This is a genomic window from Fodinibius sp. GM21 (assembly GCF_058386955.1).
The window spans coordinates 1-25,308 of sequence record NZ_JBYEIQ010000001.1 but is presented as its reverse complement, the minus strand read 5'-3'; the positions used below and the strand labels follow the sequence as shown (position 1 = coordinate 25,308).

General features: G+C 43.0%; 22 protein-coding genes. 13 read left to right on the top strand and 9 right to left on the bottom strand.

Annotation, left to right across the window (positions count from 1 at the left end; genetic code table 11):
* Positions 1-12: 12 nt before the first annotated feature.
* From ACT3IB_RS00110 to hppD, 3 genes are all read right to left on the bottom strand, one after another.
* A complete protein-coding gene (locus ACT3IB_RS00110) occupies positions 13-1,635 on the bottom strand; it encodes a tetratricopeptide repeat protein (protein WP_491536980.1) in 1,623 nt (540 codons plus the stop codon).
* Positions 1,636-1,890: 255 nt separating this feature from the next.
* Entirely contained in the window at positions 1,891-3,078 is a 1,188-nt protein-coding gene (locus ACT3IB_RS00105) for a homogentisate 1,2-dioxygenase (RefSeq protein WP_491537669.1), read from the bottom strand.
* A gap of 75 nt (positions 3,079-3,153) precedes the next feature.
* Complete coding sequence (gene hppD, locus ACT3IB_RS00100) at positions 3,154-4,302, bottom strand: 4-hydroxyphenylpyruvate dioxygenase (RefSeq protein WP_491536979.1); 1,149 nt, start codon at positions 4,300-4,302, stop codon at positions 3,154-3,156.
* Positions 4,303-4,521: 219 nt separating this feature from the next.
* Here hppD and paaA point away from each other — a divergent pair, with 219 nt between their 5' ends.
* The 11 genes from paaA to ACT3IB_RS00045 all read left to right on the top strand — a co-directional run bounded on the left by paaA (position 4,522) and on the right by ACT3IB_RS00045 (position 14,728).
* Positions 4,522-5,448, top strand: a complete 927-nt coding sequence (paaA, locus tag ACT3IB_RS00095; RefSeq protein WP_491536978.1) for a 1,2-phenylacetyl-CoA epoxidase subunit PaaA — start codon at positions 4,522-4,524, stop codon at positions 5,446-5,448.
* Positions 5,449-5,533: 85 nt separating this feature from the next.
* On the top strand, positions 5,534-5,848 hold the full coding sequence (paaB, locus tag ACT3IB_RS00090) for a 1,2-phenylacetyl-CoA epoxidase subunit PaaB (RefSeq protein WP_491536977.1): 315 nt from the start codon (positions 5,534-5,536) through the stop codon (positions 5,846-5,848).
* Positions 5,845-6,630 (top strand): 1,2-phenylacetyl-CoA epoxidase subunit PaaC, encoded by a 786-nt coding sequence (paaC, locus tag ACT3IB_RS00085; RefSeq protein WP_491536976.1) that lies wholly within the window; start codon positions 5,845-5,847, stop codon positions 6,628-6,630. The genes paaB and paaC overlap by 4 nt, the downstream gene beginning before the upstream one ends.
* Positions 6,631-6,693: 63 nt before the next feature.
* Positions 6,694-7,203: a 1,2-phenylacetyl-CoA epoxidase subunit PaaD gene (paaD, locus tag ACT3IB_RS00080; RefSeq protein WP_491536975.1), complete on the top strand. Its 510-nt coding sequence runs from the start codon at positions 6,694-6,696 to the stop codon at positions 7,201-7,203.
* A gap of 67 nt (positions 7,204-7,270) precedes the next feature.
* The gene (locus ACT3IB_RS00075) at positions 7,271-8,053 is read left to right on the top strand and encodes an enoyl-CoA hydratase-related protein (RefSeq protein ID WP_491536974.1); all 783 of its coding nucleotides are present in this window, start codon (positions 7,271-7,273) and stop codon (positions 8,051-8,053) included.
* A 90-nt stretch (positions 8,054-8,143) separates the two neighbouring features.
* The gene (locus tag ACT3IB_RS00070; protein ID WP_491536973.1) at positions 8,144-9,307 is read left to right on the top strand and encodes a 3-hydroxyacyl-CoA dehydrogenase NAD-binding domain-containing protein; all 1,164 of its coding nucleotides are present in this window, start codon (positions 8,144-8,146) and stop codon (positions 9,305-9,307) included.
* Between the two features lie 62 nt (positions 9,308-9,369).
* Entirely contained in the window at positions 9,370-9,801 is a 432-nt protein-coding gene (gene paaI, locus ACT3IB_RS00065) for a hydroxyphenylacetyl-CoA thioesterase PaaI (RefSeq protein ID WP_491536972.1), read from the top strand.
* Between the two features lie 79 nt (positions 9,802-9,880).
* A complete protein-coding gene (gene pcaF / locus ACT3IB_RS00060) occupies positions 9,881-11,086 on the top strand; it encodes a 3-oxoadipyl-CoA thiolase (RefSeq protein ID WP_491536971.1) in 1,206 nt (401 codons plus the stop codon).
* Between the two features lie 81 nt (positions 11,087-11,167).
* Positions 11,168-11,767 carry an acyltransferase gene (locus ACT3IB_RS00055; protein ID WP_491536970.1) on the top strand — a complete coding sequence of 200 codons (600 nt, stop codon included), beginning with the start codon at positions 11,168-11,170 and terminating at the stop codon, positions 11,765-11,767.
* Between the two features lie 75 nt (positions 11,768-11,842).
* Positions 11,843-13,897 (top strand): phenylacetic acid degradation bifunctional protein PaaZ, encoded by a 2,055-nt coding sequence (gene paaZ / locus ACT3IB_RS00050; RefSeq protein WP_491536969.1) that lies wholly within the window; start codon positions 11,843-11,845, stop codon positions 13,895-13,897.
* Positions 13,898-13,966: 69 nt separating this feature from the next.
* Complete coding sequence (locus ACT3IB_RS00045) at positions 13,967-14,728, top strand: enoyl-CoA hydratase/isomerase family protein (protein ID WP_491536968.1); 762 nt, start codon at positions 13,967-13,969, stop codon at positions 14,726-14,728.
* Between the two features lie 276 nt (positions 14,729-15,004).
* Here the strand turns inward: ACT3IB_RS00045 and ACT3IB_RS00040 are convergent, their stop codons facing one another.
* The 3 genes from ACT3IB_RS00040 to hisC form a co-directional block, all read right to left on the bottom strand.
* Positions 15,005-16,843, bottom strand: coding sequence for a histidine kinase dimerization/phosphoacceptor domain -containing protein (locus tag ACT3IB_RS00040; protein ID WP_491536967.1), 1,839 nt, complete (start codon positions 16,841-16,843; stop codon positions 15,005-15,007).
* 177 nt (positions 16,844-17,020) lie between these two features.
* Positions 17,021-19,123, bottom strand: coding sequence for an alpha-ketoacid dehydrogenase subunit alpha/beta (locus ACT3IB_RS00035; RefSeq protein WP_491536966.1), 2,103 nt, complete (start codon positions 19,121-19,123; stop codon positions 17,021-17,023).
* Between the two features lie 36 nt (positions 19,124-19,159).
* Entirely contained in the window at positions 19,160-20,272 is a 1,113-nt protein-coding gene (gene hisC, locus ACT3IB_RS00030) for a histidinol-phosphate transaminase (RefSeq protein WP_491536965.1), read from the bottom strand.
* Positions 20,273-20,457: 185 nt separating this feature from the next.
* Between hisC and ACT3IB_RS00025 the strand changes: the two genes are divergently transcribed.
* The gene (locus tag ACT3IB_RS00025) at positions 20,458-21,150 is read left to right on the top strand and encodes an SDR family NAD(P)-dependent oxidoreductase (protein WP_491536964.1); all 693 of its coding nucleotides are present in this window, start codon (positions 20,458-20,460) and stop codon (positions 21,148-21,150) included.
* Between the two features lie 71 nt (positions 21,151-21,221).
* Positions 21,222-21,896 (top strand): hypothetical protein, encoded by a 675-nt coding sequence (locus ACT3IB_RS00020; RefSeq protein ID WP_491536963.1) that lies wholly within the window; start codon positions 21,222-21,224, stop codon positions 21,894-21,896.
* Here the strand turns inward: ACT3IB_RS00020 and ACT3IB_RS00015 are convergent.
* Genes ACT3IB_RS00015 through ACT3IB_RS00005 form a run of 3 tightly spaced genes read right to left on the bottom strand, consistent with a single transcriptional unit; the run spans position 21,893 to position 25,099 of the window.
* Positions 21,893-22,846, bottom strand: a complete 954-nt coding sequence (locus ACT3IB_RS00015) for an SGNH/GDSL hydrolase family protein (RefSeq protein ID WP_491536962.1) — start codon at positions 22,844-22,846, stop codon at positions 21,893-21,895. The two genes, ACT3IB_RS00020 and ACT3IB_RS00015, sit on opposite strands and share 4 nt — an antisense overlap.
* 24 nt (positions 22,847-22,870) lie before the next feature.
* Positions 22,871-23,557 carry an SIR2 family NAD-dependent protein deacylase gene (locus ACT3IB_RS00010; protein ID WP_491536961.1) on the bottom strand — a complete coding sequence of 229 codons (687 nt, stop codon included), beginning with the start codon at positions 23,555-23,557 and terminating at the stop codon, positions 22,871-22,873.
* A 27-nt stretch (positions 23,558-23,584) separates the two neighbouring features.
* Positions 23,585-25,099 (bottom strand): acyl-CoA dehydrogenase family protein, encoded by a 1,515-nt coding sequence (locus ACT3IB_RS00005; protein WP_491536960.1) that lies wholly within the window; start codon positions 25,097-25,099, stop codon positions 23,585-23,587.
* Positions 25,100-25,308: the final 209 nt, after the last annotated feature.

The window sequence follows — 25,308 nt, the reverse complement described above, 5'->3', positions numbered from 1 at the left end:
GCTCTTTTAGTGTTATTTGTTCACTACAAGAAAGCTTTGTACGTCTTTAAACAATGGTCGCTCCACTTCTTCGGCTGATGTGACAGCAACCAATGCTTTGTAGTGTTCTTTAGCTTTATCCATATAACCGGCCAACTCGGCAGCACGTCCGGCACCATATAAACTTCGGAAACGATTGGCAGATATTTCCAAGCTTTTCTCGTATGCTGTCAAAGCTTCCTCAGGACGATCCATTTCCAACAGCATATCTCCCAGCAATTCTCTTGCCGGCAAAATATGTCCCGGTGTGATGGGATGCTTATCCACAGAATACTCGGTATCAGCCGCTTTGTTCATGAGTGTAAGTGCTTCTCGCTGATCTCCATTCTCAAAAGTCATCCACGATTCAACTGCCTTGCGCTGTGCATCGGTTAATACAGCCCAGTAGTTTTCTTCTTTTTCTTTTAGCACATCATAAATATTGTCCAACTCCTTTTGGGCTTCACGAGCACCATCTAAATCACCGGATCGTGCCGCCCCAATTCCCCGTGCAAAATAGATCATTGATTGCGTAGCTGGGTACTTTTTATGTGAAAAGTTATTGGGTGACTCCAGATCAATTTGTGCTGCTTTATCCCACTCCTCCCGCTCAAGATTATAGCGAGCTTGGGCAGCAGCAACGGCATAGGCCGAGCCCAAATGATTTTGCAGATTCTGGACCTCAATGGTTTTCTGCGCAGCCTTTTTCGCTTTCTCATCTTCACCACGCTGCAAGTGCGCATAGGTCAGATAGTCCAATGCATGCACATAATGCATCGACACCTCATCTTCGGATGACTGGCGCAGCGCAGCCTCGGCTGAACGTTCATTCCATTCAATGACATCCGACCAAATACCCTGCCGGACAAAAATATGGCTTGGCATGTGAAGGGCATGAGGCACATCAGGGGCAACCTTATCGTAGGCCCGGGCCACATCAACAGCTCGCTCGGCTAGTTTTGGATTATCATAGGCGTGGATGATGTAATGAAACAGACCGGGATGCTCGGGATACTGCTTGTGCAGTTCTTCGAGCATGGCACCTGCTTTTTGCTGATGGCTAAGCGACTCATCATCGGGCGGTGCCATTGCCAGATGTCCGAGCGCATAAAATGCAGCCGCATCTTCATCCTCGGGATACTGTTCGTGCAATGCCCGATAGCCTTCCTCAAAAATAGCAAGCTGATCGCGATAGGCCGTCTCTTCCCAATCTTCAAAAAATGGCTCCACCGCATTGATAAACGCCATTTCTCGTTCATCAAAATCACCTCTTTCTTTTGCTTTTACTAAGGCTTTGCTGCCGGCTTCAAAATCGGCATCCGATGGGCGCTGCCCCCAAAGCGGGTGAATATAACTCATGGCAATGCCCCACTGCGCTATGGAGCACTCGGTATCCTGTTCGGTGGCTTCTTTGAATTTACTACGGGCCTGCTCATACATCATGTGATGCATCAGGGCCAACCCAGAGTGAAATGTGTTATCTGCGGATTCATTACAGGATGTTTCAAAATTCACGGTCCCATATTCCAGTTGATGCTGGGCGTTCAAATCTTGTCCTGTAAAAACCAAAAGAAGTGCGATTCCCAATACGAAAACAATCAGATTTCTCTCATTCATAATAATTCCCCTCATTTGTAAAGTTTTCTCCCTGACTACCAAACGCTACTTTATCTTGGGATACTCCCTAAATAAATAGAAATCTATCCTCCACAATCCATACCCTGAAATACAACAGAAAGTAAATTACTAATTTTATTGAACTTAGGATAAATTTATTTGATTTTTTTTATATCAACAAAACCTTCCACCAAATAAAAACCCTGTCAGGATTTTTAATCCTAACAGGGTTCACAAATTAGCTTATCAAAAGGATTATTCTTCGGCTTCCACCTTCTCTTTTTCGACATCCTCATTCCAGGAATATGGATAACTTTCATCATCCAGTTTCTTGGCTTCGGTTGTCAAATGCAGCGGATGGAAGGTATCAATCATTACAGCATATTCTTCAGTACCCTCCTTGCCGATGCTTCCTTCATATTTCCCAGGATGCGGACCGTGCGGAATACCACCGGGATGCTGCGTGATACTTGCTTCTTCCACGCCCTTACGACTCATAAAGTCTCCTTTCACATAGTAGAGCACCTCATCAGAATCTACATTTGAGTGCGCATAAGGTGCCGGAATTGATTTGGGATGGTAGTCGTATTTGCGCGGACAGAATGAACACACCACGTAATTATTGCCTTTAAACGTCTGATGTACGGGCGGCGGCTGGTGGACACGTCCAGTAATGGGTTCAAAATCCTTGATGTTAAAAATCCACGGGTACAGGTATCCATCCCAGCCTACGATATCAAAGGGATGGTGCTCGTACCAATAGGAGGTGTATCGACCCTGTTTTTTGATTCGAACCTCAAATTCGCCCTGTTTATTGACAAAAATCGGTCCCTCGGGACGACGAATATCGCGTTCGCAAAAGGGACTATTTTCGAGGAACTGTCCCTTGTCAGAAAGATAGCGATCCGGAATATCCACCGGACCGGTGGAATCTACCGTGAGCATGCGGTTTTTCTCCGTCTCAAAAACGACCTGATAAATCGTGCCACGTGGAATGTAAATATAATCGCCCCAACCAAATTCGAGTTTCCCAAACATGGTATGCACATACCCTTCCCCCTCGTGGATAAACAGCAGCTCATCATGCTCCCCGTTTTTATAGAAATAATCCATGGGTTCGGTTGGACGCACAGCTCCAATCTGTACATCATTGTTATAAAGCAATACTTTCCGTCCCATGACCGGATCACCGCCTTCCTCAATATTGGCCGTCCGCAGGTGATGATGGCGAAGCATGCCTTCATCCCACTTCTCAATCTTTACCTCTTCCCTCTTTTCCACCTTGAATGTTTTTGTTGGTGGATTATGGTGATACATTAACGACGACAGCCCGTGAAATCCCTCGGCACCGAACAGATGCTCTTGATAAAGCTCTCCATCCGGTCGACGAAATTGCGTGTGGCGCTTATGTGGAATCTTTCCTAACTGATGATAAATCATAATTGATACCTCATTAGATTTGAGTAGTGAGATATGAGTAATGAGACCATCTCAATACTCACTACTCGTTACTATCATTTATAAATTTCCTCGTTTTTCTTGCTCCCGTTCAATAGCTTCAAACAGCGCTTTGAAGTTTCCTTTTCCAAATCCGCGAGCTCCTTTTCGCTGAATAATCTCAAAGAAGAAGGTCGGTCGATCTACCACCGGCTTGCTAAAAATCTGCAGCAAGTACCCTTCATCATCCCGGTCAACAAGAATACCCAACTCCTCAAGCTGATCGATGGGTTCATCAATTTTTCCAACGCGATTCTCCAACTCCTCATAGTAAGTAGTTGGCACGTGCAAAAACTCCAATCCGCGCCCTTTCAGCTCCTTCACTGTTTTAATAATATCACCCGTCAACAGTGCAACATGCTGTACACCCGGGCCTTCATAAAAATCAAGGAATTCCTCAATCTGGGATTTCTTTTTCCCTTCTGCCGGCTCATTTATCGGAAACTTGATCATCCCGCGCCCACCCGCCATCACTTTCGACATTAAGGCCGAATACTCCGTTGATATATCATTATCATCAAAATGAATGTACTGCGTAAAGCCCATCACATCGCGATAGAAATCAACCCAATCGTTCATTTTTCCTTTCTCCACATTGCCCACGCAGTGATCTACATACTGTACACCTACCGGTTCAATCTTTTTTATGGGGGATTCTGCAGGTTCAAAACCTGGCATAAATATGCCATCATAATTCGACCGATTAATTAAGGTATGAATAGTATCACCATAAGTAGCAATTGCGGCTTTACGAATGGTTCCGTGCTTATCTTCCAGATTGTGAGGATCTTCAACGCCTTCTGCTCCGCGTTTGACGGTTTCTTTATAAGCACGATCTACATCTTCTACATCCATGGCAATATCATGAATACCATCTCCATGCTTGGCAATATGGGCGCCAATGGGTGATTTACTATTGAGCGATGAGGTAATTAAAAAGCGTATGTTACCCTGCTGCAACAAATAGGAAACCCGATCTCGATTTCCAGTTTCCAACCCACTGTACGCTTTAAGCTCAAACCCAAAAATCGTTTGATAAAAATGACTGGCCTGTTTGGCATTACCAACATAATGCTCTACAAAATCAACATCCTGAAGTCCAAGATGGTCATCAAATTCTTCTTCGACAGGTCGTTTTAATGTCGCGGTATGATCTGCTTGTGCCCCCATCTTGTACTACACCTCAATATATTTGTTAATGTTTAACATAAGTTAATATAGTATCCAACGGTTTACGTCTCAAATTATTTAATTACACTTGCATTTTACTTATAAGATTAATGAGTTCAATGCGTTTTATTGAATGTATTTGTTTAATTTGATGTTCATGTATATGTTCGGGTGAAACCGGTTTCATTAAAGCGATAATTATTGAGTAATCAAACCAAGATGAAAACATTCCAGGAACGCATCGACAATGGAGAAACGATTGAACCCAAAGACGATATGCCGGATCGCTATCGACAACAACTTATCCGGATGATGTCGCAACACGCCCATTCCGAAGTTGTGGGTATGTTACCCGAAGGAAACTGGATTACCCGTGCTCCGTCGCTTCGTCGTAAAATGATTCTTCTTTCCAAGGTGCAAGATGAAGCAGGTCACGGCCTTTATCTCTATAGTGCTACCGAAACGCTGGGCGCTAGCCGGCAAGAAGTAATTGACCAACTGTTGGAAGGCAAAGCAAAATATTCGAGTATTTTCAACTATCCCACCTTATCGTGGGCCGATGTAGCCGTAATAGGCTGGCTTGTGGATGGTGCTGCTATCATCAATCAAACAATGCTGGCGCGAAGCTCCTACGGTCCCTATTCACGTGCCATGGTGCGTATTTGTAAAGAGGAAAGTTTCCATAAGAAACAAGGATACGAAATGGTTGCTAAAATGGCGGATGGCACTCCTGAGCAACAGGAGATGATTCAAGATGCGGTAAACCGCTGGTGGTGGCCAACGCTAATGATGTTTGGCCCACACGACGACGACTCACCTAATAGTGCTGAGCTTATTAAATGGGGCGTCAAGTCAAAAACCAACGACGAACTTCGACAAAGCTTTGTAGATCGCCATGTTGCAGAAGCTCATGAGGTAGGTATCGAAATTCCCGACCCGGATTTGGAATATAATGAAGAAACCGGACACTGGGAGTTTGGTGAAATTGACTGGGATGAGTTTTGGAATGTTGTGAAGGGCAATGGACCTATGAATAAGGAACGCATGAGAGCGCGTCGGGAAGCGCATGAAAATGGTAAATGGGTCCGCGAAGCGGCAGAAGAATACGCCCGAAAACAGAAATTGAGTAAAGAAAAAGCGAGTTAAAAGGTTATTTGGCTCTTTCAAGCAATCAATAATAACTACAGCATTGCCTTTAAAAATTAAATTATATTCTGAATAACAGTCTAAGATGAGCAACGATAAAAAATCTGAAAACGAAGATACACAATGGCCGCTTTGGGAAGTCTTTACCCAACCCAGAGACGGAAAACCCCATGAACATGCCGGTAGCCTGCATGCCCCTGATGCGGAAAAAGCCTTGGAAAATGCCCGAGATGTATACGCGCGACGCAGGGAAGCCGTCAATATTTGGGTGGTTCCAAGCGACCAGATAGTAGCTTCCAAAGGGGAAGATGCCGGACCATTTTTTGATCCGGCCGATGACAAACCCTATCGGCATCCGCAATTTTACAGTGTACCCCGAGTTTCAAAACGACGATCATGAGTACAGCTACAAAAGAATTAACGAAACAAGAAGCACTTTTTGAATACCTGGTCCGCTTGGCTGATGACCGCCTGATTCTTGGCCATCGCCTCTCAGAATGGTGTGGCCACGGTCCCATCTTGGAAGAAGATATTGCCTTGGCGAACATCGCTTTGGATTATATTGGTCACGCTGCCAATCTTTATGAATATGCCGCTGAAATCGAGGGAGAAGGACGTCACCGTGACGATTTAGTTTACTTCCGCAATGATGTTGAGTACAAAAATCTAAAAATTACGGAATTGCCAAAAGGTGATTTCGGCTTTACTATTGCTCGACAGTTTCTGTTTTCATCGTACAGCTATTATTTATACCAGTTATTGTCGGACGTTGAGGATGAACAGTTCCGCGGAATGGTTGAAAAACATTTTAAAGAAGTAAAATATCACCTGCGTCACAGCCGTGAATGGATATTACGACTCGGCGATGGCACGGAAGAAAGCCACGAGCGCATCCAGGATGCTTTTAATGACATATGGACCTATACAGGAGAATTATTCCATCAGGATGAAGTCGATGAATTTTTGCAGGATAGAAATCTGGCTGCCAATACCGAAACCTTCAAATCAGACTGGAAAAATTTGGTTTCAGATACACTGGCCGAAGCAACATTGGAAGCTCCGGATTTTGATCAATTTATGGTAGAAGGCAGTCGCAAAGGATTACATACTGAACATTTGGGGCATCTGCTGGCAGAAATGCAGCACTTGCGTCGTTCGTATCCCGATGCAGACTGGGAGTAACTATTGGTTTTTAGTTTATTATTAATAGGGATTCCCAAGCAAACAGCTCGTTAATAAAATGTTATGGCTACTAAAATAACGTATAACAAAGATGAAATCTGGGATCTGCTTGCGGATGTCAAAGACCCGGAAATCCCCGTACTATCTATTATCGATCTCGGGATTGCTAGAGAGGTTACCGTTGAAGAAGAAAAAGTAATTGTCCGCATAACCCCCACCTATTCCGGATGTCCTGCAATGAAAGCTATCGAACAAGAGATCGAGAAAACACTTAAAATAAACGGCATACAAAATTTCGAGGTGAAGAAGGATTTTTCTGAGACTTGGACTACGGATTGGATGTCGGATGAAGCCAAGAGGAAGCTGAAAGACTATGGAATTGCTCCTCCCGGCACAACCGAAAAAGATGACGATTTTCTGAAAACACTCAAAGGTTCGAGCCGGGTTATTCCTTGTCCGTATTGCGATTCCACAAATACCGAGCTGCAAAGTGGGTTTGGCTCTACAGCATGTAAGTCACAATATTACTGTCACGATTGCGAAGAACCCTTTGAACATTTTAAGTGTATATAAGCCGCCGACAAACTCAAGGTATATCTGTTTCAATCCGTGTAAATCCGCGGCCTAAAATTATTTAATTATGAGTGAATATATTTCTACCTCTCTTGAAAACAAGATTTTGACAATTTCCTTGGACCGTCCTGATAAGCTCAATAGCTTTATTGAACCAATGGCAAAAGAGTTGCAACAGGAATTAACCAATGCAACAAGAAATGAAGGCGTTCGCTGTGTGTTACTTACAGGAAAAGGTAAGGCTTTTTGCGCGGGGCAAGATCTGCCGGAAGTTGTCGACAAAGGAGATGATTATGAACTCGGAGAAACTGTACGCAAAAGCTACAATCCTATCATCAATGCCATTCGAGAACTGGACAAACCTGTGGTCTGCGCCGTTAACGGAACAGCAGCAGGCGCGGGAGCTAACATAGCACTAGCCTGTGATCTTGTGTTGGCTTCAAAACAATCCGTTTTCGTTCAGTCGTTCAGTAAAATCGGACTCATTCCCGACAGCGGCGGCACTTTTTTCCTGCCGCGTCTGGTCGGACTTCAACGAGCTAATGCGATGTATCTGCTGGACGAAAAAATCACTCCCGAAAAAGCCGAAGAAATTGGTCTCATTTATAAAGCAATAGAAGCTGATAAGCTGATAGAAGAAGCCCAATCTATTTGTCAGAAGTTAGCCCAAATGCCTACTAAAGGGTTTGCACTTTACAAAGAGGCTATTAATCAATCCCTATCTAATAAATTAGACGAGCACCTTGAACTGGAGGCTGATCTTCAAACCGAGGCCGGTAAAACCGAGGATTATCACGAAGGAGTACAGGCATTTCTGGAGAAGCGAAAACCAGAGTTTAAGGGAAAATGATATCGTTCTCTAACAAATGAACTTGAGTTGGTTTTAGGATTGAATTCATTATTTTCAGAGTGCAAGAATTTGAAATAATTACCGCAAAAAATGAAAGATGAGATTATTGGTGTAGTAGGCGCTGGCACTATGGGACAAGGCATTGCTCAGATAGCATCCCAAAACAATCACAAAGTTTATTTATATGATGCCTATCCCGATCAGTTGGGCAAAGCCAAACACGCCCTCCGAAAAATTCTGCAACGCCAGGTCGAAAAAGAACGCATGAGCCAGGAAGAAGTGGACGGAATTTTGAATCGTATCCACTTTGTAGAAGATCTCACCAATTACGATGAATGTAGTCTCGTTATCGAAGCTGTTGTTGAAGATATTGATATTAAACAAGATGTCTTCCAGCGCCTGGAGGGTATTGTTTCGCATGATTGCATTTTAGCAACAAACACTTCTTCCCTATCGATTGCCTCCATCTCATCGGCACTAAAAAAACCTAAGCGTTTTCTGGGAATTCACTTTTTTAATCCCGCTCCCATTATGCCACTCGTAGAGATTGTGCGGGGCATTGCTACTTCTGATGAAATTACGCAAGCCGCCCGACAACAAATTGACGAATGGGGAAAAACGACGGTTTTAGCCAAAGATACACCCGGCTTTATCGTAAATCGTGTAGCCCGTCCGTTTTACAGCGAGGCCATTCGTCAGTACGAGGAGGGCGTTGCTGATGTCTCGACTATTGACTGGGCGATGAAGGAGATTGGCGGATTTCGGATGGGTCCTTTTGAATTAATGGATTTTATCGGTCACGATGTGAATTACAAGGTCACCGAAACTGTTTTCGAAGAATTTTTCTATGATCCACGATTTAAGCCGTCTTTTACACAAAAACGGATGGTCGAGGCCGGCTGGTTGGGCAAAAAGTCTGGCAAAGGCTTCTATGAGTATGGAGATGAGGCCGATAATCCCAAGCCAACAAAGGATAGAGAATTGGGCCAGCAAATAGTAGATCGCATTGTGGCTATGCTAATTAACGAAGCAGCCGATGCGGTATTTATGAATATCGCCACCGTTGAGGATGTGGATTTGGCTATGACCAAAGGGGTCAACTATCCTAAAGGATTGCTGAAATGGGCAGACGAGATTGGCTTACAAAAAGTGCTTGATCGTATTACGCGTTTACAGACTGAATATCGCGAAGATCGCTATCGCCCAAATCCATTATTAAAACGCAAAGTTCGTAACGGAGAAACATTTCATTAACCACAGATCTTCACGGATGCTAGGCTATTTATTCCGTATCAACCTTTGTAAAACTGCCGCTTATGGAAAAACAAAAACTTGCTGAAAAAGTGGTTGATAAAATGTTGACGGATGATGCCTTTAGTCGGTGGCTGGGCATTGATGTCGTTGATATAAACCCCGGTTATGCAAAACTGGAAATGAGAATCCGAGAAAACATGGTAAATGGATTTAAGGTCTCGCACGGCGGAATTGCTTTTTCACTGGCCGATAGTGCCCTGGCTTTTGCCTCTAACAGTTATGGTAGGATAGCCGTAGCAATGGAGAACAATATTTCATTTATGAAAAAAGTTGTTTCCGGTGATACACTAATCGCGGAAACTGAAGAACTCAGCATTGGCCGACGCATCGGCGTCTATAACATAAGTATTACCAATCAGGATGATGAACAAGTCGCCTTGTTTCGCGGAACGGTTTTCAGAACCCAAGAATATCATTTTAAGGAAAATAATTAGAACTTAGTTTTGAGTAACAAGAGATTCAGAATAAAATCTGACCTATTGCTGCTCAATACTTACAACTCACTACTAATTTATGTCTGAAGCTTACATTATTGATGCCATTCGAACTCCCATCGGCAAATATCGTGGCGCCCTGTCTCCCATTCGGGCAGATGATTTGGCCGCATTGACAATCGAAGAACTGATGAACCGAAATTCAAACATCGATCCTGAGCGTATAGAAGATGTGATCTTTGGATGCGCTAATCAGGCAGGCGAAGACAATCGCAATGTAGCTCGTATGGCAGCACTGCTGGCGGGACTTCCGGTATCGGTTCCCGGCGAAACGATCAATCGACTTTGCGCGTCTGGAATGAGCAGCGCCGTGATGGCCTATAAATCGATCAACGTGGGCGAAGGCGATTTGTTCATAACCGGTGGCATGGAACATATGACCCGTGGGCCAATGGTACTTGGTAAAGGAGAAGCACCCTATTCAGGAAATACCGAAATGCATGACACTACTTTTGGCTGGCGATTTGTAAATCCTAAAATGGATGAGCAGTATGGCAGTGAGGCAATGGGCCAAACGGCTGAAAATATCGTAGAGAAGTTCGATGTGAGCCGCGAGGATCAAGACAAGTTTGCGGCATGGTCGCAACAAAAAGCAACTCAAGCAACCAAAAGCGGACGCATGGCCAAGGAGATCATGCCCGTTGAGATCCCCCGGAAAAAAAGTGATCCTAAAATATTTGATGAAGATGAGTTTATCCGTCCCGAAACTACGGTAGAAATTCTTAGCAAATTGCCGGCTGTTTTTCGGGATGACGGAACCGTAACTCCGGGAAACGCCAGCGGAATTAATGACGGTTCATGCGGAATGCTACTAGCCGGTGATACAGCCATCAAGGATTTTGGCCTTGAGCCGATGACACGCATTGTAGCTTCGGCAGTAGTCGGTGTAGAACCCCGTATTATGGGGATGGGGCCAGTGGACGCAACCAGAAAAGTATTAAGCCGGACTTCCCTAACCCTTGACGACATGGATATTATCGAATTGAACGAAGCTTTTGCAGCACAGAGTCTGGCGGTGTTGCGTGAGCTGGGCATCGAAGATGATGATCCGCGCGTGAATCCGCATGGCGGAGCTATCGCACTCGGACATCCGTTGGGTATGTCAGGTGCAAGGTTATTGCAAACGGCATCCATAGAACTACATGAACAAAATAAACAATATGCACTCTGTACACTCTGTGTTGGAGTTGGGCAAGGTATGGCCGTAATTCTAGAAAAAGTGTAGTTTTAACAATCACAAAGTCACTTAGAAACTTGAACATTAATTATTTTGATCTTAATGACTTTGTGAAAACTTAAATCCATTATGGCAATCTATCAGTTTGAAAGATATAAACCGGTTGTAGATGAAAGTGCTTTTGTACACCCACAGGCAGCGGTAACGGGTAATGTGATTATCGGCAAAGATGTCTATATAGCGCCGGGAGCAGCCATCCGCGGTGACTGGGGAAAAATTGTGATCAAGGATGGATGCAATGTGCAAGAAAATTGTACGATCCACATGTTTCCTGGCGTGACAGTAGTACTTGAAGAAAGTGCACATATCGGTCACGGCGCCATTATTCATGGTGGTCATATCGGGCGCAACTGCCTTGTTGGGATGAATTCTGTAGTAATGGACAATGTAGAATTAGGTGATGAATGTATCGTCGGAGCCATGTCATTTTTAAGGGAAGGGATGAAAGTCCCCAAGCGAAAATTAGTAATAGGAAACCCGGCAAAAATTGTGAGAGATGTTTCCGATGAAATGATCGAATGGAAAACGAAAGGCACCGAATTGTATCAGCAGCTTCCCGGACAACTTCATAATTCATTGAAAGAGTGCAAACCGCTTCGGGAGGAACCGGAAGATCAACCAAGCCAGTCAAAAAAGTACAAAACGTGGGGAAATAGGAAAGATAAATAGCTGCAGATGTGCACAGATAAAAACTAATTTATTAACAAATATCTGTGAGAATAAGCGGCCTAAATTGAATTTACTATGAAAGTAAAAAGCTATTCCAAAGGTCAATGGATTGAAGATGGAAAAGAAACGGATCTTATCAGTGCTGTAACGGGGAATCCTGTTGCCCAGCTAGTCGAAGCAGACCTCGACTATAAGGGAATGTGCGAGTACGCCCGACAGCAGGCAGGTCCAAAGCTTCGATCTATGTCTATCCATGAGCGGGCGTTCAAAATTAAATTTTTGGCCCAATACCTCTTGGAACGAAAGGAAGATTATTACGAACTCTCGACACACACCGGTGCTACGCGACAGGATTCGTGGATTGATATCGAAGGAGGTATCGGCAGTATGTTTACGCTTTCCAGCAAGTCACGTATCGAACTTTCGGATCTGCCCTATCATGTGGAAGGCAGTCACGAACGGCTGTCACGCGAAGGAACGTTTGTGGGACAACATATCTGTGTTCCGCGTCACGGTGTGGCGGCACATATAAATGCCTTTAACTTTCCGGTCTGGGGCATGTTGGAAAAACTGGCTCCTTGCATAATTTCCGGGATGCCGGCCATCATCAAGCCTTCACCCACAGGCTCTTACCTGGCCTATAAGGTTTTTGAAGATATGCTGAAATCAAATCTACTTCCGGAAGGAGCTATTCAATTTATTGCTGCCGATGTTCCTGGCGATCTATTGAACCATCTTAGCAGTCAAGATTCTGTTTCTTTTACCGGATCAGCAGAAACGGGACAGAAACTAAAAGCGCATCCCAACATCGTGGCCAACAACGTACGGTTCAACCTGGAAGCCGATTCGCTGAACTGCTCGATTTTAGGTGCTGATGTGACTCCCGACATGGAAGAGTTCGACCTTTTTGTTGATGAGGTTGCTGAAGAAATGACCGTAAAAACGGGACAAAAGTGTACTGCTATTCGCCGGACAATTGTCCCAAAAGAACGTATCGAAGATGTGATCGAAGCATTGAAAGAACGATTGAATAAAACTCCCATCGGCGATCCCGGACAAAAAAAGACGAAAATGGGTCCGTTGGCCAGCACCACACAGGCCAAACGATTCGAAGAACAGGTTTCGTCCCTGTTGCAAACAACCGAATCCATATACAGCAACGGTAATGGAAAGCATAAAGGAGCTTTTACCAGTCCCAAAGTACTGCTTTGCCATAAACCAATGGAAGTTGATGAGGTTCATAAAATTGAAGCTTTTGGACCTATGACTACCGTAATGCCCTACGAATCAAATGAAGAGGCAATAAAACTGGCTAACAAAGCCGACGGATCTCTGGTGGGATCACTTTTTACAGCGGATGACCACATTGCCCGTGAAATTACGCTGGGATGCGCTCCCTATCACGGACGATTTATGGTGGTTAACCGTGATTGTGCAAAAGAGTCTACCGGACACGGTTCCCCGATGCCACATATGATCCATGGCGGACCGGGCCATGCCGGCGGTGGTGAAGAGCTGGGCGGAGCACGAGCAGTCATCCATAATATGCAGCGCGTAGCTCTACAGGGATCTCCCACTACCCTTACCAATATCACCAATCAATACATCAAAGGTGCCGAAACCAAAGAGGCCGATGTACATCCCTTCCAGCAGTATTTTGAAGATCTCGAAGTCGGGGAGGCTCGTACCACGGACACTCATACGGTAACTGAAGAAGATATCGAACGATTTGCAGATCTGTCCGGCGATGAATTTTATGCACATACTGATCCAGACGCGGCCGAGCGGTCCCTATTCGGTAAAATTGTAGCACACGGCTATTTTATACTTTCTCGGGCAGCCGGGTTGTTTGTCCATCCCGATGAGGGACCGGTTATTCTCAATTATGGATTGGAAAACCTCCGGTTTGTTGCTCCCGTTGCACCCGGTGATACCATCCAGGCTAAGCTGATCGTGAAAAGCAAAAAGGTTCGCCAGAAAAAGGCCAAAGACAAGTTTCCATTTGGTATCATTTACTGGGATGTGGAAGTCACGAACCAAGATGAGGAACTGGTTGCAGAATATACGATTCTGACACTCATCAAACGTCGTGAAGTTTTGGATATGGATATTTTTGAAGAAGAAAATTAATCAGTCACAGATTTAAACGAATACATAAATATAGATCCACGTTCATCCGTGGCAAATAAATTCACGAATATGTCTGAAAACGGAGAAATTACGACCAACATTAAAAATAACATTGGAACTATTGAATTTTATCATCCCAAAGGGAACTCCCTGCCAGGACAAATACTGCGGAATTTGGCAAATACTATAACTGATATGGGCAACAATCCCGATGCGCACGTACTGGTATTGAAAAGTCGTGGGGATGGTGCTTTTTGTGCCGGAGCTTCTTTTGATGAGCTCATTGCCATTGATGATTACGAAGAAGGGAAGCATTTCTTTATGGGATTTGCACTGGTGCTTAACGCCATGCGCCAGTGCCCTAAGCTTATTATCGTCCGCGTACAAGGCAAAACGGTAGGTGGTGGAGTTGGCATTGCATCAGCAGGAGATTACACTATAGCACACGAATCTGCAGCTATTAAGCTAAGTGAACTCGCTTTGGGTATCGGTCCTTTTGTAGTTGGTCCTGCCGTTGAACGGAAAGTAGGTACCTCAGCATTTAGCACCCTCTCTGTAGATGCTTCAAGTTGGAACTCCGCCAAGTGGGCTCGGGAAAACGGGCTGTTTTCAAAAATCTGCGAAAATCATTTTGACCTGGATGAAGAAGTGGACTCGTTGGCAAAGCAGCTTGCCGCTTATAGTCCCGATGCAATGAGAGAACTGAAGAAGGTACTCTGGAAAGGAACGGAAGACTGGGACGAGCTTCTTGAAAAACGAGCGGAAATAAGTGGTCGACTGGTTCTTTCTGATTTTACCAAAAACTTTATCGAGGAATTCAAAAGCAAGTGATTCTATTTAATCGAAGATCAACGAAAGGGATTTCTTTTTCAACCTTAGTGCAAAATATTAGTCTGAGTCCTTTTCGTTTTCTCCCAGATTATACCTCCATTAAGCTGGGAGCTCAACAAGTTTCGTTAAACTTTCATAACCGAATTCTTGATATTTTAGCAGCTCCTCACCTTCATCCTTAACAGTGAGGATCACCTTTTATCAGAAATGACAATATTAATTGTACTTGTAGATGTGCTCAACGAGAGGAAGCAATTTTCGGACAGAGAATATTAATTACGTCGTATTCGATACCCCTTCAGGAGTAAATCTAAATTCGATATGCGCCCCATCCTGGTTATAAAGTTTGAGATCTCCATTCAATTGCTCAACCAATGTATCAACGAGCTCTAAGCCCAAAGATTGAGCATTGCCTAACTCATCAGATTCAGCAAATCCGTGGCCATTATCACTTACCTTTACCAATACCTGGTGTTCATTTTTTTGGACCTCAATATTAATCGTTCCCCCGTCAATATTTTCAAAGGCATATTTAAATGCATTAATGACCAATTCGTTGATTAATAATGCGCAGGGAATAGCCTGATTTACATTAAGAGTAAGAGCATTAAGATTCGAGTTAATATCAATATCAGATTCATCACCAATATATATATCTGCAATGGTGTGCAGTAAATCTTTTAAATAACGGTCAAACTGGATATACGATAGCGATTCTGATTGATAGAGTTTCTCGTGTACCAAGGCAATGCTTTGTACCCTCAAATGACTCTGTTGAAGAGCAGATTTGGCATTTTCGTTTTCTGATTCCCACATCTGCATTTGAAGCAGTCCCGAAATAACAGCTAAATTATTCTTTACGCGGTGATGGATTTCTGCCAATAGAACTTCTTTTTCACGCAGAGATTCTGAGATTTTTTGCTGGGCTTTCTTTTCCGAACTTATATCACTGGCAACAAATACATATCCCTCAACCGATCTTTCTTTACCGCTTATTTTTCCTCTGGATATGCTAACCGGAATAGCATTCTCATTTTTTCCAATTAGTTCACCGGTATACGTTTTGTTGCTATCCGTATATTGTTTGGTAAAAGTTTCATCAGGAATTTCATTGAATAATATATCAATCGGTTGACCAAGCAACTCATCCTCTGTGTACCCTAAAATCGCTGACACTGCCGAATTAACTCTCGTAATGTGTAAATCTTCATCGGTTACAACCAGCAGATCTGCCATAGCTTCTATAATGCTATCCACATAGTCCCGAGACACCGTCGTCTTGCTAAGGTTTTCTGCCATCTGATCAAAAGTAGAACTCAGCTGTCCCAACTCATCGTTGGAGTCGTAGCCAATCCGATTCTGTAAATTTCCCTGCCCCACACTTTGGGCTGCATCTGCAATTTTTGCAATAGGGTTTGCTATCGATCGGTAAATAAACAGAGAAAGAATAATTGCAATAACTAGAGCTATACCGGTGGCAATCACCAAAATATACCCTACCTTGTCAAGCTGACTATTTAAACCGGCAATTTGCTGCCGATGGTTTTGTTGGATGTGATTTCGAAGCTGATCTATCTTAGGCAATAAATTGGATCGAAAGTATGGCTCTATAGTCACCGTAAAAAACTCTTTGCGGTCCTGATAGTTTTCGGTACTGATATTTTGGAATTGAGTAAGTAGCGCCGAATAATTTCTGTACTTTTTTTCCAAGTTCTCTAACAAGCTGAGAACTTTCGCAGAATCTAAGGTAGGTTCAAAAATACCTTTCTGATTTGACTTCACCAGTGTTCTCAACTCTTCCAGGCTCTTTTCAAACTCTGCAAGAGATTTATCAATCTCTGCAATTTGAACCTCTTTGGTTCTATTACTCCTGCTGTAATCCATCGAGAGACTTTCACGATAGCTATCCTCCAGCAAATATTGCGTTCTGGTCAAGCTTTTAAAAAGCTGTAACCCCAGTTCGCCGGCTAAAGTAACCTCCTGAATCGCCTTCTCGCTTTCGAATGTCACTTGGTCTTTAACCGCATGATTAAAATATGATGCGGTTAAACCAATACCCCCCATAAAGAGGACTACTATTGAAAAGCTACCTATTAACTTGGTACTAAGCTTCATAAAAGTTAAAAGATTAACTGTATACCCATTTTATAAGAACAAAGGCAGATAAACCAATGTCAGCAAACTTGCTCTATTCCCAACCCATCAAATGTGTAAATTAATCAACTGCATGACGTCAACCAGTACAATGTTTTTTAAAGGAAGTCAATCTAAACCATTTTTGAAAGTTATACCCTAAAAAGCTACCAAAGCTTTAACTTTCTCAATAATTTTTTCGGATGTTGGCAACACAGCATCCATTAATTCAACATTATATGGAACAGGTATATCAGGCATGGTAAGCCGTTCAATAGGAGCATCTAAGTATGTAAATGCCTCTTGAGACAAAACTGCACTTATTTCAGCACCAAAACCGGCTGTTTTTGTATCCTCATGGACAATCAAACAGCGGTTAGTCTTTTGGACAGATTCTAATACAGCTTCTTTATCCCATGGCATAATAGAGCGAAGATCCAAGATATCAGCAGAGATATCCATTTCGTTTAAAGCAATTTCTACCTGTTCACACATGGCCCCCCATGTTACAATCGTAAGATCTTCTCCCTCCTGTAATTTGTTAGCTTTTCCAATGGGTACCAAATATTCATCACCTGGATAAGGTTTACGCGCATATTTGGCATCCAACAAATTACGGTGCTCAAAAAAGATAGTCGGATTATTGCTACGCATAGCGGAGCGCAAGAGTCCAACAGCATCCTGTGCATTACTGGGCATTACAATTTCCCATCCGACCGCATGAGCAAAAAAGACTTCGTTGCTAAGGCTGTGCCATGGATCACCACACTTTGCAAAACCACCGGGCATACGCACTACAATAGGTGCTGCAAATTGATTGGCAGTACGCCAGCGGATCGTACCGCAATTATTAAGCTGCTCGGTAGCCGGATCAGCGTACTTACGAAACTGAATTTCTGCTACGGGCATCAATCCCTGATAGGCCAATCCTACCGATCGACCGATGATTCCCTCTTCGGAAAGACTGGTATCAAAAACACGCGATTCGCCGTGCTTGGTCTGGAGTCCCATCGTCACAGCATGAACCCCTCCTTTTGCTCCCACATCTTCACCGAAAACCATCAGCTTGGGATTGGTTTCAAGTTCGTAATCCAGTGTTTTACGTATAGCTTCTACAATATTAATGCGCTGCTTACCGGCTTTGGGCGTTTCAGAGCTTTTAGGGAAAGTATGATCTGAGGGCGCCAGTCCACCAATGAGCTGAGTATCCAAGTTTCCATTTGCATCCGTTTCCGAAAAAGCATAACGCTCTGTTTCCTGAAGGTCGGGTTCGGGACGCGCCAAGGCCGCCTCAGCAGCTTCTTCAATATCTTTGTCAGCCTGTTTTTCCAGCTCCTTCCAATCATCGTCAGAAATCCGATCAGGAACTAAGAACGTTTTTACATAATCCAACGGATCATTCTGCTCTTCCTCTTCGATCAAATCATCCGGTTTATAGGCTTGATTATCCTGGTAAGAGTGTCCATTCAAGCGCGGCATGGTAAGATGAATTAATGCCGGACCTTTTCTATCCCGCACATAATTCACCGATTGACTAATAAGATCAGCCGCTTCCACAGGATCTGTACCGTCTCCGTCAAAAATTCTGATGTTTTTAAAAGAATACAGGTTTTTTGCAATGTTACCGCCTGGTGTTTGAAATTCTCCCGGGACTGAAATCCCATATCCATTATCTTCAACATAAAATAGCACGGGTAAATCCTGCGTTGTAGCAATGGTCAAGGCTGACCAGAATCCATTTGTAGCAACCGAGCCCTCTCCCCCCAAAACCACAGAAATGGCTCGTTCATATTCTTCCTCATCTAATTGGTTTTGATGATACCGGATGCCCTGTGCCCAGCCGATTGCGGGTGTATACTGTGATCCCACATCACCGGCCATAGGCAACACCGTAGGTCCATCGATACCTGGTTTATTGCAAACCACTCCAATATCGCGCCCGTCACTGTATCCGCCCGACTTTGCCATAGGCGCTGCCATAGCATCCTCCAAGCTTAATCCCAGTGAAAGCATTAGTGGACGTGAACGATAATATGCACTGGCTGCATCATGCTTGTGTGTAAGCTGTGATCCCAATAAAATCTGTCCGAGCTCATGACCCCGGGCCGAAAATTGATACAGCACATCTTTATTAGGGACGAGCTCATTCTCTTCTTTATTGTCCATAGCTCGGGAGGCCATCATCAGCTTTGCCAACCAACTCCAATCGATCGACGATATTACTTCGGGCATTTCTTTCTGTTGCTCTTCTTTAGTGGGCATAACTGTCAATTTATTATGAGATTATTTCAATAATTTCTATGCGTTCATCACTTTTTCAAAACTATGCTCAAAGTGCTTCATCTCTTTTTTACGTCCGATGGTTATCCGTACACAATGTGGCAATCCAAAAGCATTGATTCGCCGCAAAATAACACCCTCTTCCAGCATCGCCTGTGTAAAGTCGATAGCCTGCTGTTCATCAGGTAAAATCATCATCACCGAGTTGGAAATAGAAGGGACATAATTGACATTGTGTTTTTCAAAAAACTGGTAAAGCCTATTCCTTCCCTCTTCAACTACATCTTTTGTCTTTTTCAGAAACTGCTGATCTCCAAGTGCTGCCAGTGCCGCTGCCTGGGCCGGAGTAGTAGGTTCAAAAGTCAACTTTGTTTTCATCATCTCGCTGATAATTCTCTCAGATGCAATCGCATAACCGATCCGAAATCCCGCTAGTCCGTATGCTTTAGAAAAAGTGCGAAGTGTAATCACATTATCATAATCATAGTCAAGTGAATGCGGGTAATCCGCCACCTCTTTTGCATATTCATAGTAAGCCTCATCCATAACAACCAATACATCGCTCGGCACCTTTCGCATAAAACGTTCAAACTCTGAATCAGTAATATAGGTACCTGTCGGATTATTCGGATTGGCAATGTATATCATTTTCGTGCGGTTGGTGATGCGCTCTGCCATTGCATCAAGATCAAACCGATAGTCATTCGTCACCGGCACCTTGTCGATAGAAACTCCTCGAATATTCGCCTGAACAAAAAAACCGACGAAGGTTGCGTCGGCGGTAATAGCTTCCTCATGATTCAGAAAAAAAGTGCGGCAGAGATTTGCAATGACACTTTCAGATCCTGCAGCAATCATTATATTGTCCGGCTGTACATTATTCTCCTCCGCCAGAACTTCGCGAAGCTGTCTGGAAATCGGATCCGGGTAATCTTGAATCTCCTGCATCGCCTTTACAACTTCGTGCTTCACCTTTGGACTGCATCCCAATCTATTTTCGTTAGATGCCAGCTTAGATATTTGCGGTGGCTGATATTCTTCTTCGACTTCTGTAATGGTTTTACCTGCCACATAAGGAGATAAATCTCGAATGTTTACGGGCACTAAGGGACGCTCAGTTGAATCAGCCATAACTACCAAATTAGTGACTAAATTTTAAACTTCAATTTCGTATGATATACGCATATTTTCGGCTATAAATATGAATAAATTAGGTCACTTTAACAACGCAATGAGGTCAAAACTTTTAAAATGAAGATCTACGTTGTAAGGTCTAATTTGGATTTGTACATTCATTAAAAAATTAAACTGTTGTTATGTCAAAAGTTGCTGTTGTAACTGGTGCAAGTCGTGGTATAGGTCGTGAAACTTGTATTGATCTTGCTGATAAAGGACATCATGCTATAGCCGTTGCCCGATCTGAGCAACCGTTAAACGAGTTAGCCAATAGTTCCCCAAACATTTCTGCCAATCCCACTGATCTTAGGGATCAAAGAGATGTTGATAAACTAATAAATCAACTGCAAAAAGGTTTTAACACCGTTGATATTCTCATCAACAATGCGGGAGCCTTAATTAATAAATCATTCGAGGAACTTACACTGGATGATTGGCGATCACAGCTGGAAAGTAATCTGATCAGTGCTGTACATATTACAAAAAAAATGCTCTCTTTATTTAGCAAGGATGCTCATATTGTGAACATCAGCAGTATGGGAGGGTTTCAAGGCAGTGCTAAATTTCCAGGTCTTGCAGCATACAGCGTCGCAAAGGGAGCTCTCAGCATCTTAACGGAGTGCCTTTCAGTTGAATTATCGGATAAGAATATTAAAGCAAATGCTTTGTGTCTCGGAGCGGTACAAACCAAAATGCTCGAAGAAGCTTTTCCTGGAATCGAGGCCCCATTAACTGCTAAAGAAATGGGAAGTTATATCGCAAATTTTGCCATAGAAGGATCTACGTTTTATAATGGAAAAATTCTACCTGTAGCGCTCAAAGATCCCGAGTAATATAAACTGGACTCTTAACCAATATTTTCTACATTTACGCTGCAATTTTAATTACATAGCACTCAAGGATCGTGAAAAAATATTTCGTTCTATTACTTGCCATTATTTTCGGTATTACCCTATCACAAAACATCCTTAAAGCACAATCCATTGAAATATTAGGCAGTAGCACGCTAAATGGAGCTATGAACGGCGTACTGCTCGGCGGAGCAACTATGGCGCTTCAAAACTCTAATGACTATAGACCGGTTGAAGTCGGGCTTGGCGCAGGAACCCTTTATGGCATTGGCATGGGCGCTTATGATATGTCCCAAGTTGAAAAGGGAGAACAATTTTATATTTCCGGCACCTTTAATGATGGTACAAACCGATCAATTCTCGTATTACTCGATACTATTTATGGAGCAGTCGGTGGGATGCTTGTGGGGTCTTCCGTCACCTTAATCCTGCAAGAAAGAATTGAACAGGGGTTGCAATACGGTGCAGGTGCCGGGGCATGGCTTGGTATGGGATTCGGGCTAATCGATGCTTTCACGCTTGCTGAAAAACCTGCTAATCTACAGGCTTCTACGTTGTCTTCCCAACAACACGTCAATGGCCTCATAACCTATAGCAACGCCGATCAAACGATACAAGTTGGAATGGTTAATCCTGAACTTATCGAACAGAAACAGCTTTCCAGTAAACGTTTTAGCACCAGTTACAAACCTTCGTTAAATGTTCTCGAACTGAAGGTAACCCTCTAATCATCGTCCACTTCCGCATCATAATCATCGGGAGTTTCAAACTGAGCACCTTCTTCAGGTTCTTTTGCCAGAGCTAAATACCGAATAAGCTCTTTTACGGTATTTGAATGACCGGAAAGTGACGGATGTAGACCATCACTCAAATAATTCCAAGCAGCCGGGCCCGGCTCTTCCTCTTCCTGATCCTCTACGCTGTCATCTTTATCTTTCATCCGTTCTCCAAGAGGATCGACTATGTATCCTTTTTTGCCGGTTAATATTTCACGATACTGACTCAAATCTTCCTCAAAAAGATCGAAATGGAAAAGTCTCATCTGCTGCTGCATTTCAGTAATAACCGGGGGAGGCGTAAGCCAGATTAACGGGTTATCAGTCACCTCACTAACCACGGTTTCAATAGTATTGAGATTTTCCCAGAAATCGGCCAATGATACCAATGTACGATCCGGCGATACATGTAAGCGCTGGGCATCAAACGTGCCTAAGGCCACAATAACCCAGTCCGGATCGTGATCTAATACATCACGGTTTAATCGTTTAAGTGCATCAGTCGAGGTATTGTAGGATACGCCACTGTTCACAAAGGTCAAATCTGCATCTTCGAGCCCAATCTCCAATACATGTTGGAAGATGTTAAACCAGCTTTGCAGATCATCCGTCAACGAATCTCCAATAGCAACAATGGTGTCTCCCTGTTCAAAGGGTAGTTCTTCGATCCATTCTGCTACTTCTCCATCTTCTAATAATTCAATTGCCGCTTCTTTGGCATTAGAAGAAAAACGATCGCGAAGCTCTTTCAGCTCCTCTTTTTCTAATCCCATCAACCCGGCCATAGCTTCTTCATTTTCAATACCGGGAAGTAACGGATATCGTTTTTCCAGGTTTAAAAATTGTAATAAATAATTCTCTAAAACTTCTTTCTCTTCTTTACTTGCTTTATGGTCACTCATAAAATTATATCAAAAATTATTTTTCTAATTCTCTAATAAATCCTGAATCAATTTTGGGGTTCCTTCTGCTGCACGCTCCTGAACATGCTCCCATCCTTTAAACGTTCGAAGTTCGGGAGTGGCAGGATCAATAATATATTTTGGGATATTTTGGTCTGCTAAATCAACTAGCCCCGCTGCAGGATAAACGACAAGCGAAGTACCAATCACAATTAATATGTCAGCCTTAGATACAGTTTTGGCAGCTTTTCGCATGTTTGGAACCGGTTCTCCAAACCAGACAACATGAGGCCTTAACTGTGCCCCATCCTCAGCAGTATCTCCCACTTCAATAGTATCACCACCGATATCATATATCAGTGATGGATCTTCTTCGCTGCGAACCTTCGAAAGCTCTCCGTGTAAATGTATCACATCCGATGAGCCGGCACGTTCATGCAAATCATCCACATTTTGTGTGATAATGGTTACATCATACTGCTCTTCTAACTCGGCCAGTGCTTGATGTCCGGAATTGGGATCTACCGAATGTAATTGCTGACGGCGCTCATTGTAAAATTCTAAAACAAGTTCTTTATCTCTTTGCCATGCCTGCGGTGTTGCCACTTCTTGAACATCATGACCTTCCCATAGGCCATCAGAGTCACGGAAGGTTTTTAACCCACTATCGGCACTCATGCCAGCACCGGTCAAAACTACAACCTTCTCCATAGCGCTTGTGTTAGATTGGCAGAACGCTTATTGACTGTGAGCGTGTTGGGGCAAAATCGATTCCAACCAAGAACTTGATTCTTCATAATTCTCAACAACACTGGGGGCTTTCTCGTTTGTAAAAGAGGCCACCATTCTTTCTACATCTGTTTTGAGAACTGTTATGGCATTATTTATGAGATCTTTATTAAAACCTTTGTCACCAAGACGTAACGTAAACTCAAGAGAAATTACACGACTTAATATTTTTCCAAGTTCAACTAACCGATCTTGGGCTAAAGTATGATCAATTTTAAAATCTAACAGATCAGAAAAATAATCCGAAGCACGTTCTGTAAGTTTAAACTCACTCAAAAACTTGTGGAGGTTTTTGAGTTTCAGCTTACGCATATTTTTTAAAACTGATTCTGAAATTTGCTGGTATAAAATATCATTTGAGCCTTCAAAAATCTGGAATGGACGACTGTCAATAAGTGCTCGTCCGGCAATATGATCCAATCGATATCCTTTGGCACCGGTTAACTGCAATAAAGATTGTGCAGCTTGTTGCATCAGATCCGTAGTATACGTTTTAATGGCATTAGCCGTAAGATCCATGTTCGATACATCTTTGGTAAGGGGTACATTTGAACTGGTAAATGCACACATCGCAGAACACACCGTAAAGGAAGATTGCAATCTGTTTAATCGCTTCTTGACCTGATCATAATTAAACAGACTTTGTCCTCCAACATAGCGCTCTTTGCAATGTGTTATGGCCTCGTCCATTAGTCGCTTCAAAAAGCCAATGCCCATACCCGGGAATTGCAACCGACTACGATGCAGTACATCCAACATCATCTTAATACCGATAGATTTAGGCTGTAATTTATATTCTTCAGGTACCGTAATGTTAATTTTATTCCTTCCATACGGCAGCATATATAACCCTAAATTCTTATAGTATTCTTCTACTTCAATGCCTCCGCGTTTACTATCATGAATAAAGAAACCTATATCACGTCCTAGATCACCGCTACTGTTTTCTTTGCGAGCCGTAATCAACCAAAAATCTGCAGCGCCTGTTAAACCCGCCCAATGCTTTGTTCCACTGACCTTAAAAGCATCACCTTTGTCTGAGTTAATCTTCTTAAAAGAAGTCTCCATGTGCAGGGCATCAGAACCAAAATCAGGCTCTGTAATCATTAGTCCACCCATATTTTTTTCATACAAAAATCTATCAAAAATAGATTGTTTAACTTCTTCACGGCCGTAATTGGCTACTGGCTGTAGAAAAAGCGCCCCATTGATACCCATCATTAACGAAAGAGGAAGCGACTCGTATGAACTGGCTTCTAACATTGCCAGTGCCTCATGTGTTTCTGCCCCTCGACCTCCATATTCTTCAGGAATAAATACACTCAGCGGTTTGCAATCCATAACTTGATTAAATATCTCATCAGGCAAACCACGGCTTAAGCTTAACTCATCAATATCACTTTTAATATTGAAGAGATTGTGCAGCTTATCTTTATATCGATTGATAAAATCAGAAAAGTCCATAACCACTAACAAATTTTGAGAGAGTTTATAACAACTATACCCTTTAAAAACAAAATGTCCTTATAAGCCTATAATATACCGAATAATATACCTTGGTAAAAACGTATAAGGGGACTTATTCATTGATTATACACCAAGATTTAAGACCCAAAACAAAAAAAACGGTGACCCCGCGTGGGATCACCGTTAGGTAATAAAAAAAGAGCGGG

Coding starts and splice junctions, on each gene's coding strand:
- ACT3IB_RS00110 (WP_491536980.1), bottom strand. CDS start 1,635: ATGAATGAGAGAAATCTGATTGTTTTCGTATTGGGAATCGCACTTCTT.
- ACT3IB_RS00010 (WP_491536961.1), bottom strand. CDS start 23,557: ATGGAGAAGGTTGTAGTTTTGACCGGTGCTGGCATGAGTGCCGATAGT.
- ACT3IB_RS00025 (WP_491536964.1), top strand. CDS start 20,458: ATGTCAAAAGTTGCTGTTGTAACTGGTGCAAGTCGTGGTATAGGTCGT.
- ACT3IB_RS00075 (WP_491536974.1), top strand. CDS start 7,271: ATGAGTGAATATATTTCTACCTCTCTTGAAAACAAGATTTTGACAATT.
- hppD (WP_491536979.1), bottom strand. CDS start 4,302: ATGGGGGCACAAGCAGATCATACCGCGACATTAAAACGACCTGTCGAA.
- paaC (WP_491536976.1), top strand. CDS start 5,845: ATGAGTACAGCTACAAAAGAATTAACGAAACAAGAAGCACTTTTTGAA.
- ACT3IB_RS00015 (WP_491536962.1), bottom strand. CDS start 22,846: ATGAGTGACCATAAAGCAAGTAAAGAAGAGAAAGAAGTTTTAGAGAAT.
- ACT3IB_RS00035 (WP_491536966.1), bottom strand. CDS start 19,123: ATGCCCACTAAAGAAGAGCAACAGAAAGAAATGCCCGAAGTAATATCG.
- ACT3IB_RS00070 (WP_491536973.1), top strand. CDS start 8,144: ATGAAAGATGAGATTATTGGTGTAGTAGGCGCTGGCACTATGGGACAA.
- paaB (WP_491536977.1), top strand. CDS start 5,534: ATGAGCAACGATAAAAAATCTGAAAACGAAGATACACAATGGCCGCTT.
- paaA (WP_491536978.1), top strand. CDS start 4,522: ATGAAAACATTCCAGGAACGCATCGACAATGGAGAAACGATTGAACCC.
- paaD (WP_491536975.1), top strand. CDS start 6,694: ATGGCTACTAAAATAACGTATAACAAAGATGAAATCTGGGATCTGCTT.
- ACT3IB_RS00045 (WP_491536968.1), top strand. CDS start 13,967: ATGTCTGAAAACGGAGAAATTACGACCAACATTAAAAATAACATTGGA.
- ACT3IB_RS00040 (WP_491536967.1), bottom strand. CDS start 16,843: ATGAAGCTTAGTACCAAGTTAATAGGTAGCTTTTCAATAGTAGTCCTC.
- hisC (WP_491536965.1), bottom strand. CDS start 20,272: ATGGCTGATTCAACTGAGCGTCCCTTAGTGCCCGTAAACATTCGAGAT.
- pcaF (WP_491536971.1), top strand. CDS start 9,881: ATGTCTGAAGCTTACATTATTGATGCCATTCGAACTCCCATCGGCAAA.
- paaZ (WP_491536969.1), top strand. CDS start 11,843: ATGAAAGTAAAAAGCTATTCCAAAGGTCAATGGATTGAAGATGGAAAA.
- ACT3IB_RS00005 (WP_491536960.1), bottom strand. CDS start 25,099: ATGGACTTTTCTGATTTTATCAATCGATATAAAGATAAGCTGCACAAT.
- ACT3IB_RS00055 (WP_491536970.1), top strand. CDS start 11,168: ATGGCAATCTATCAGTTTGAAAGATATAAACCGGTTGTAGATGAAAGT.
- paaI (WP_491536972.1), top strand. CDS start 9,370: ATGGAAAAACAAAAACTTGCTGAAAAAGTGGTTGATAAAATGTTGACG.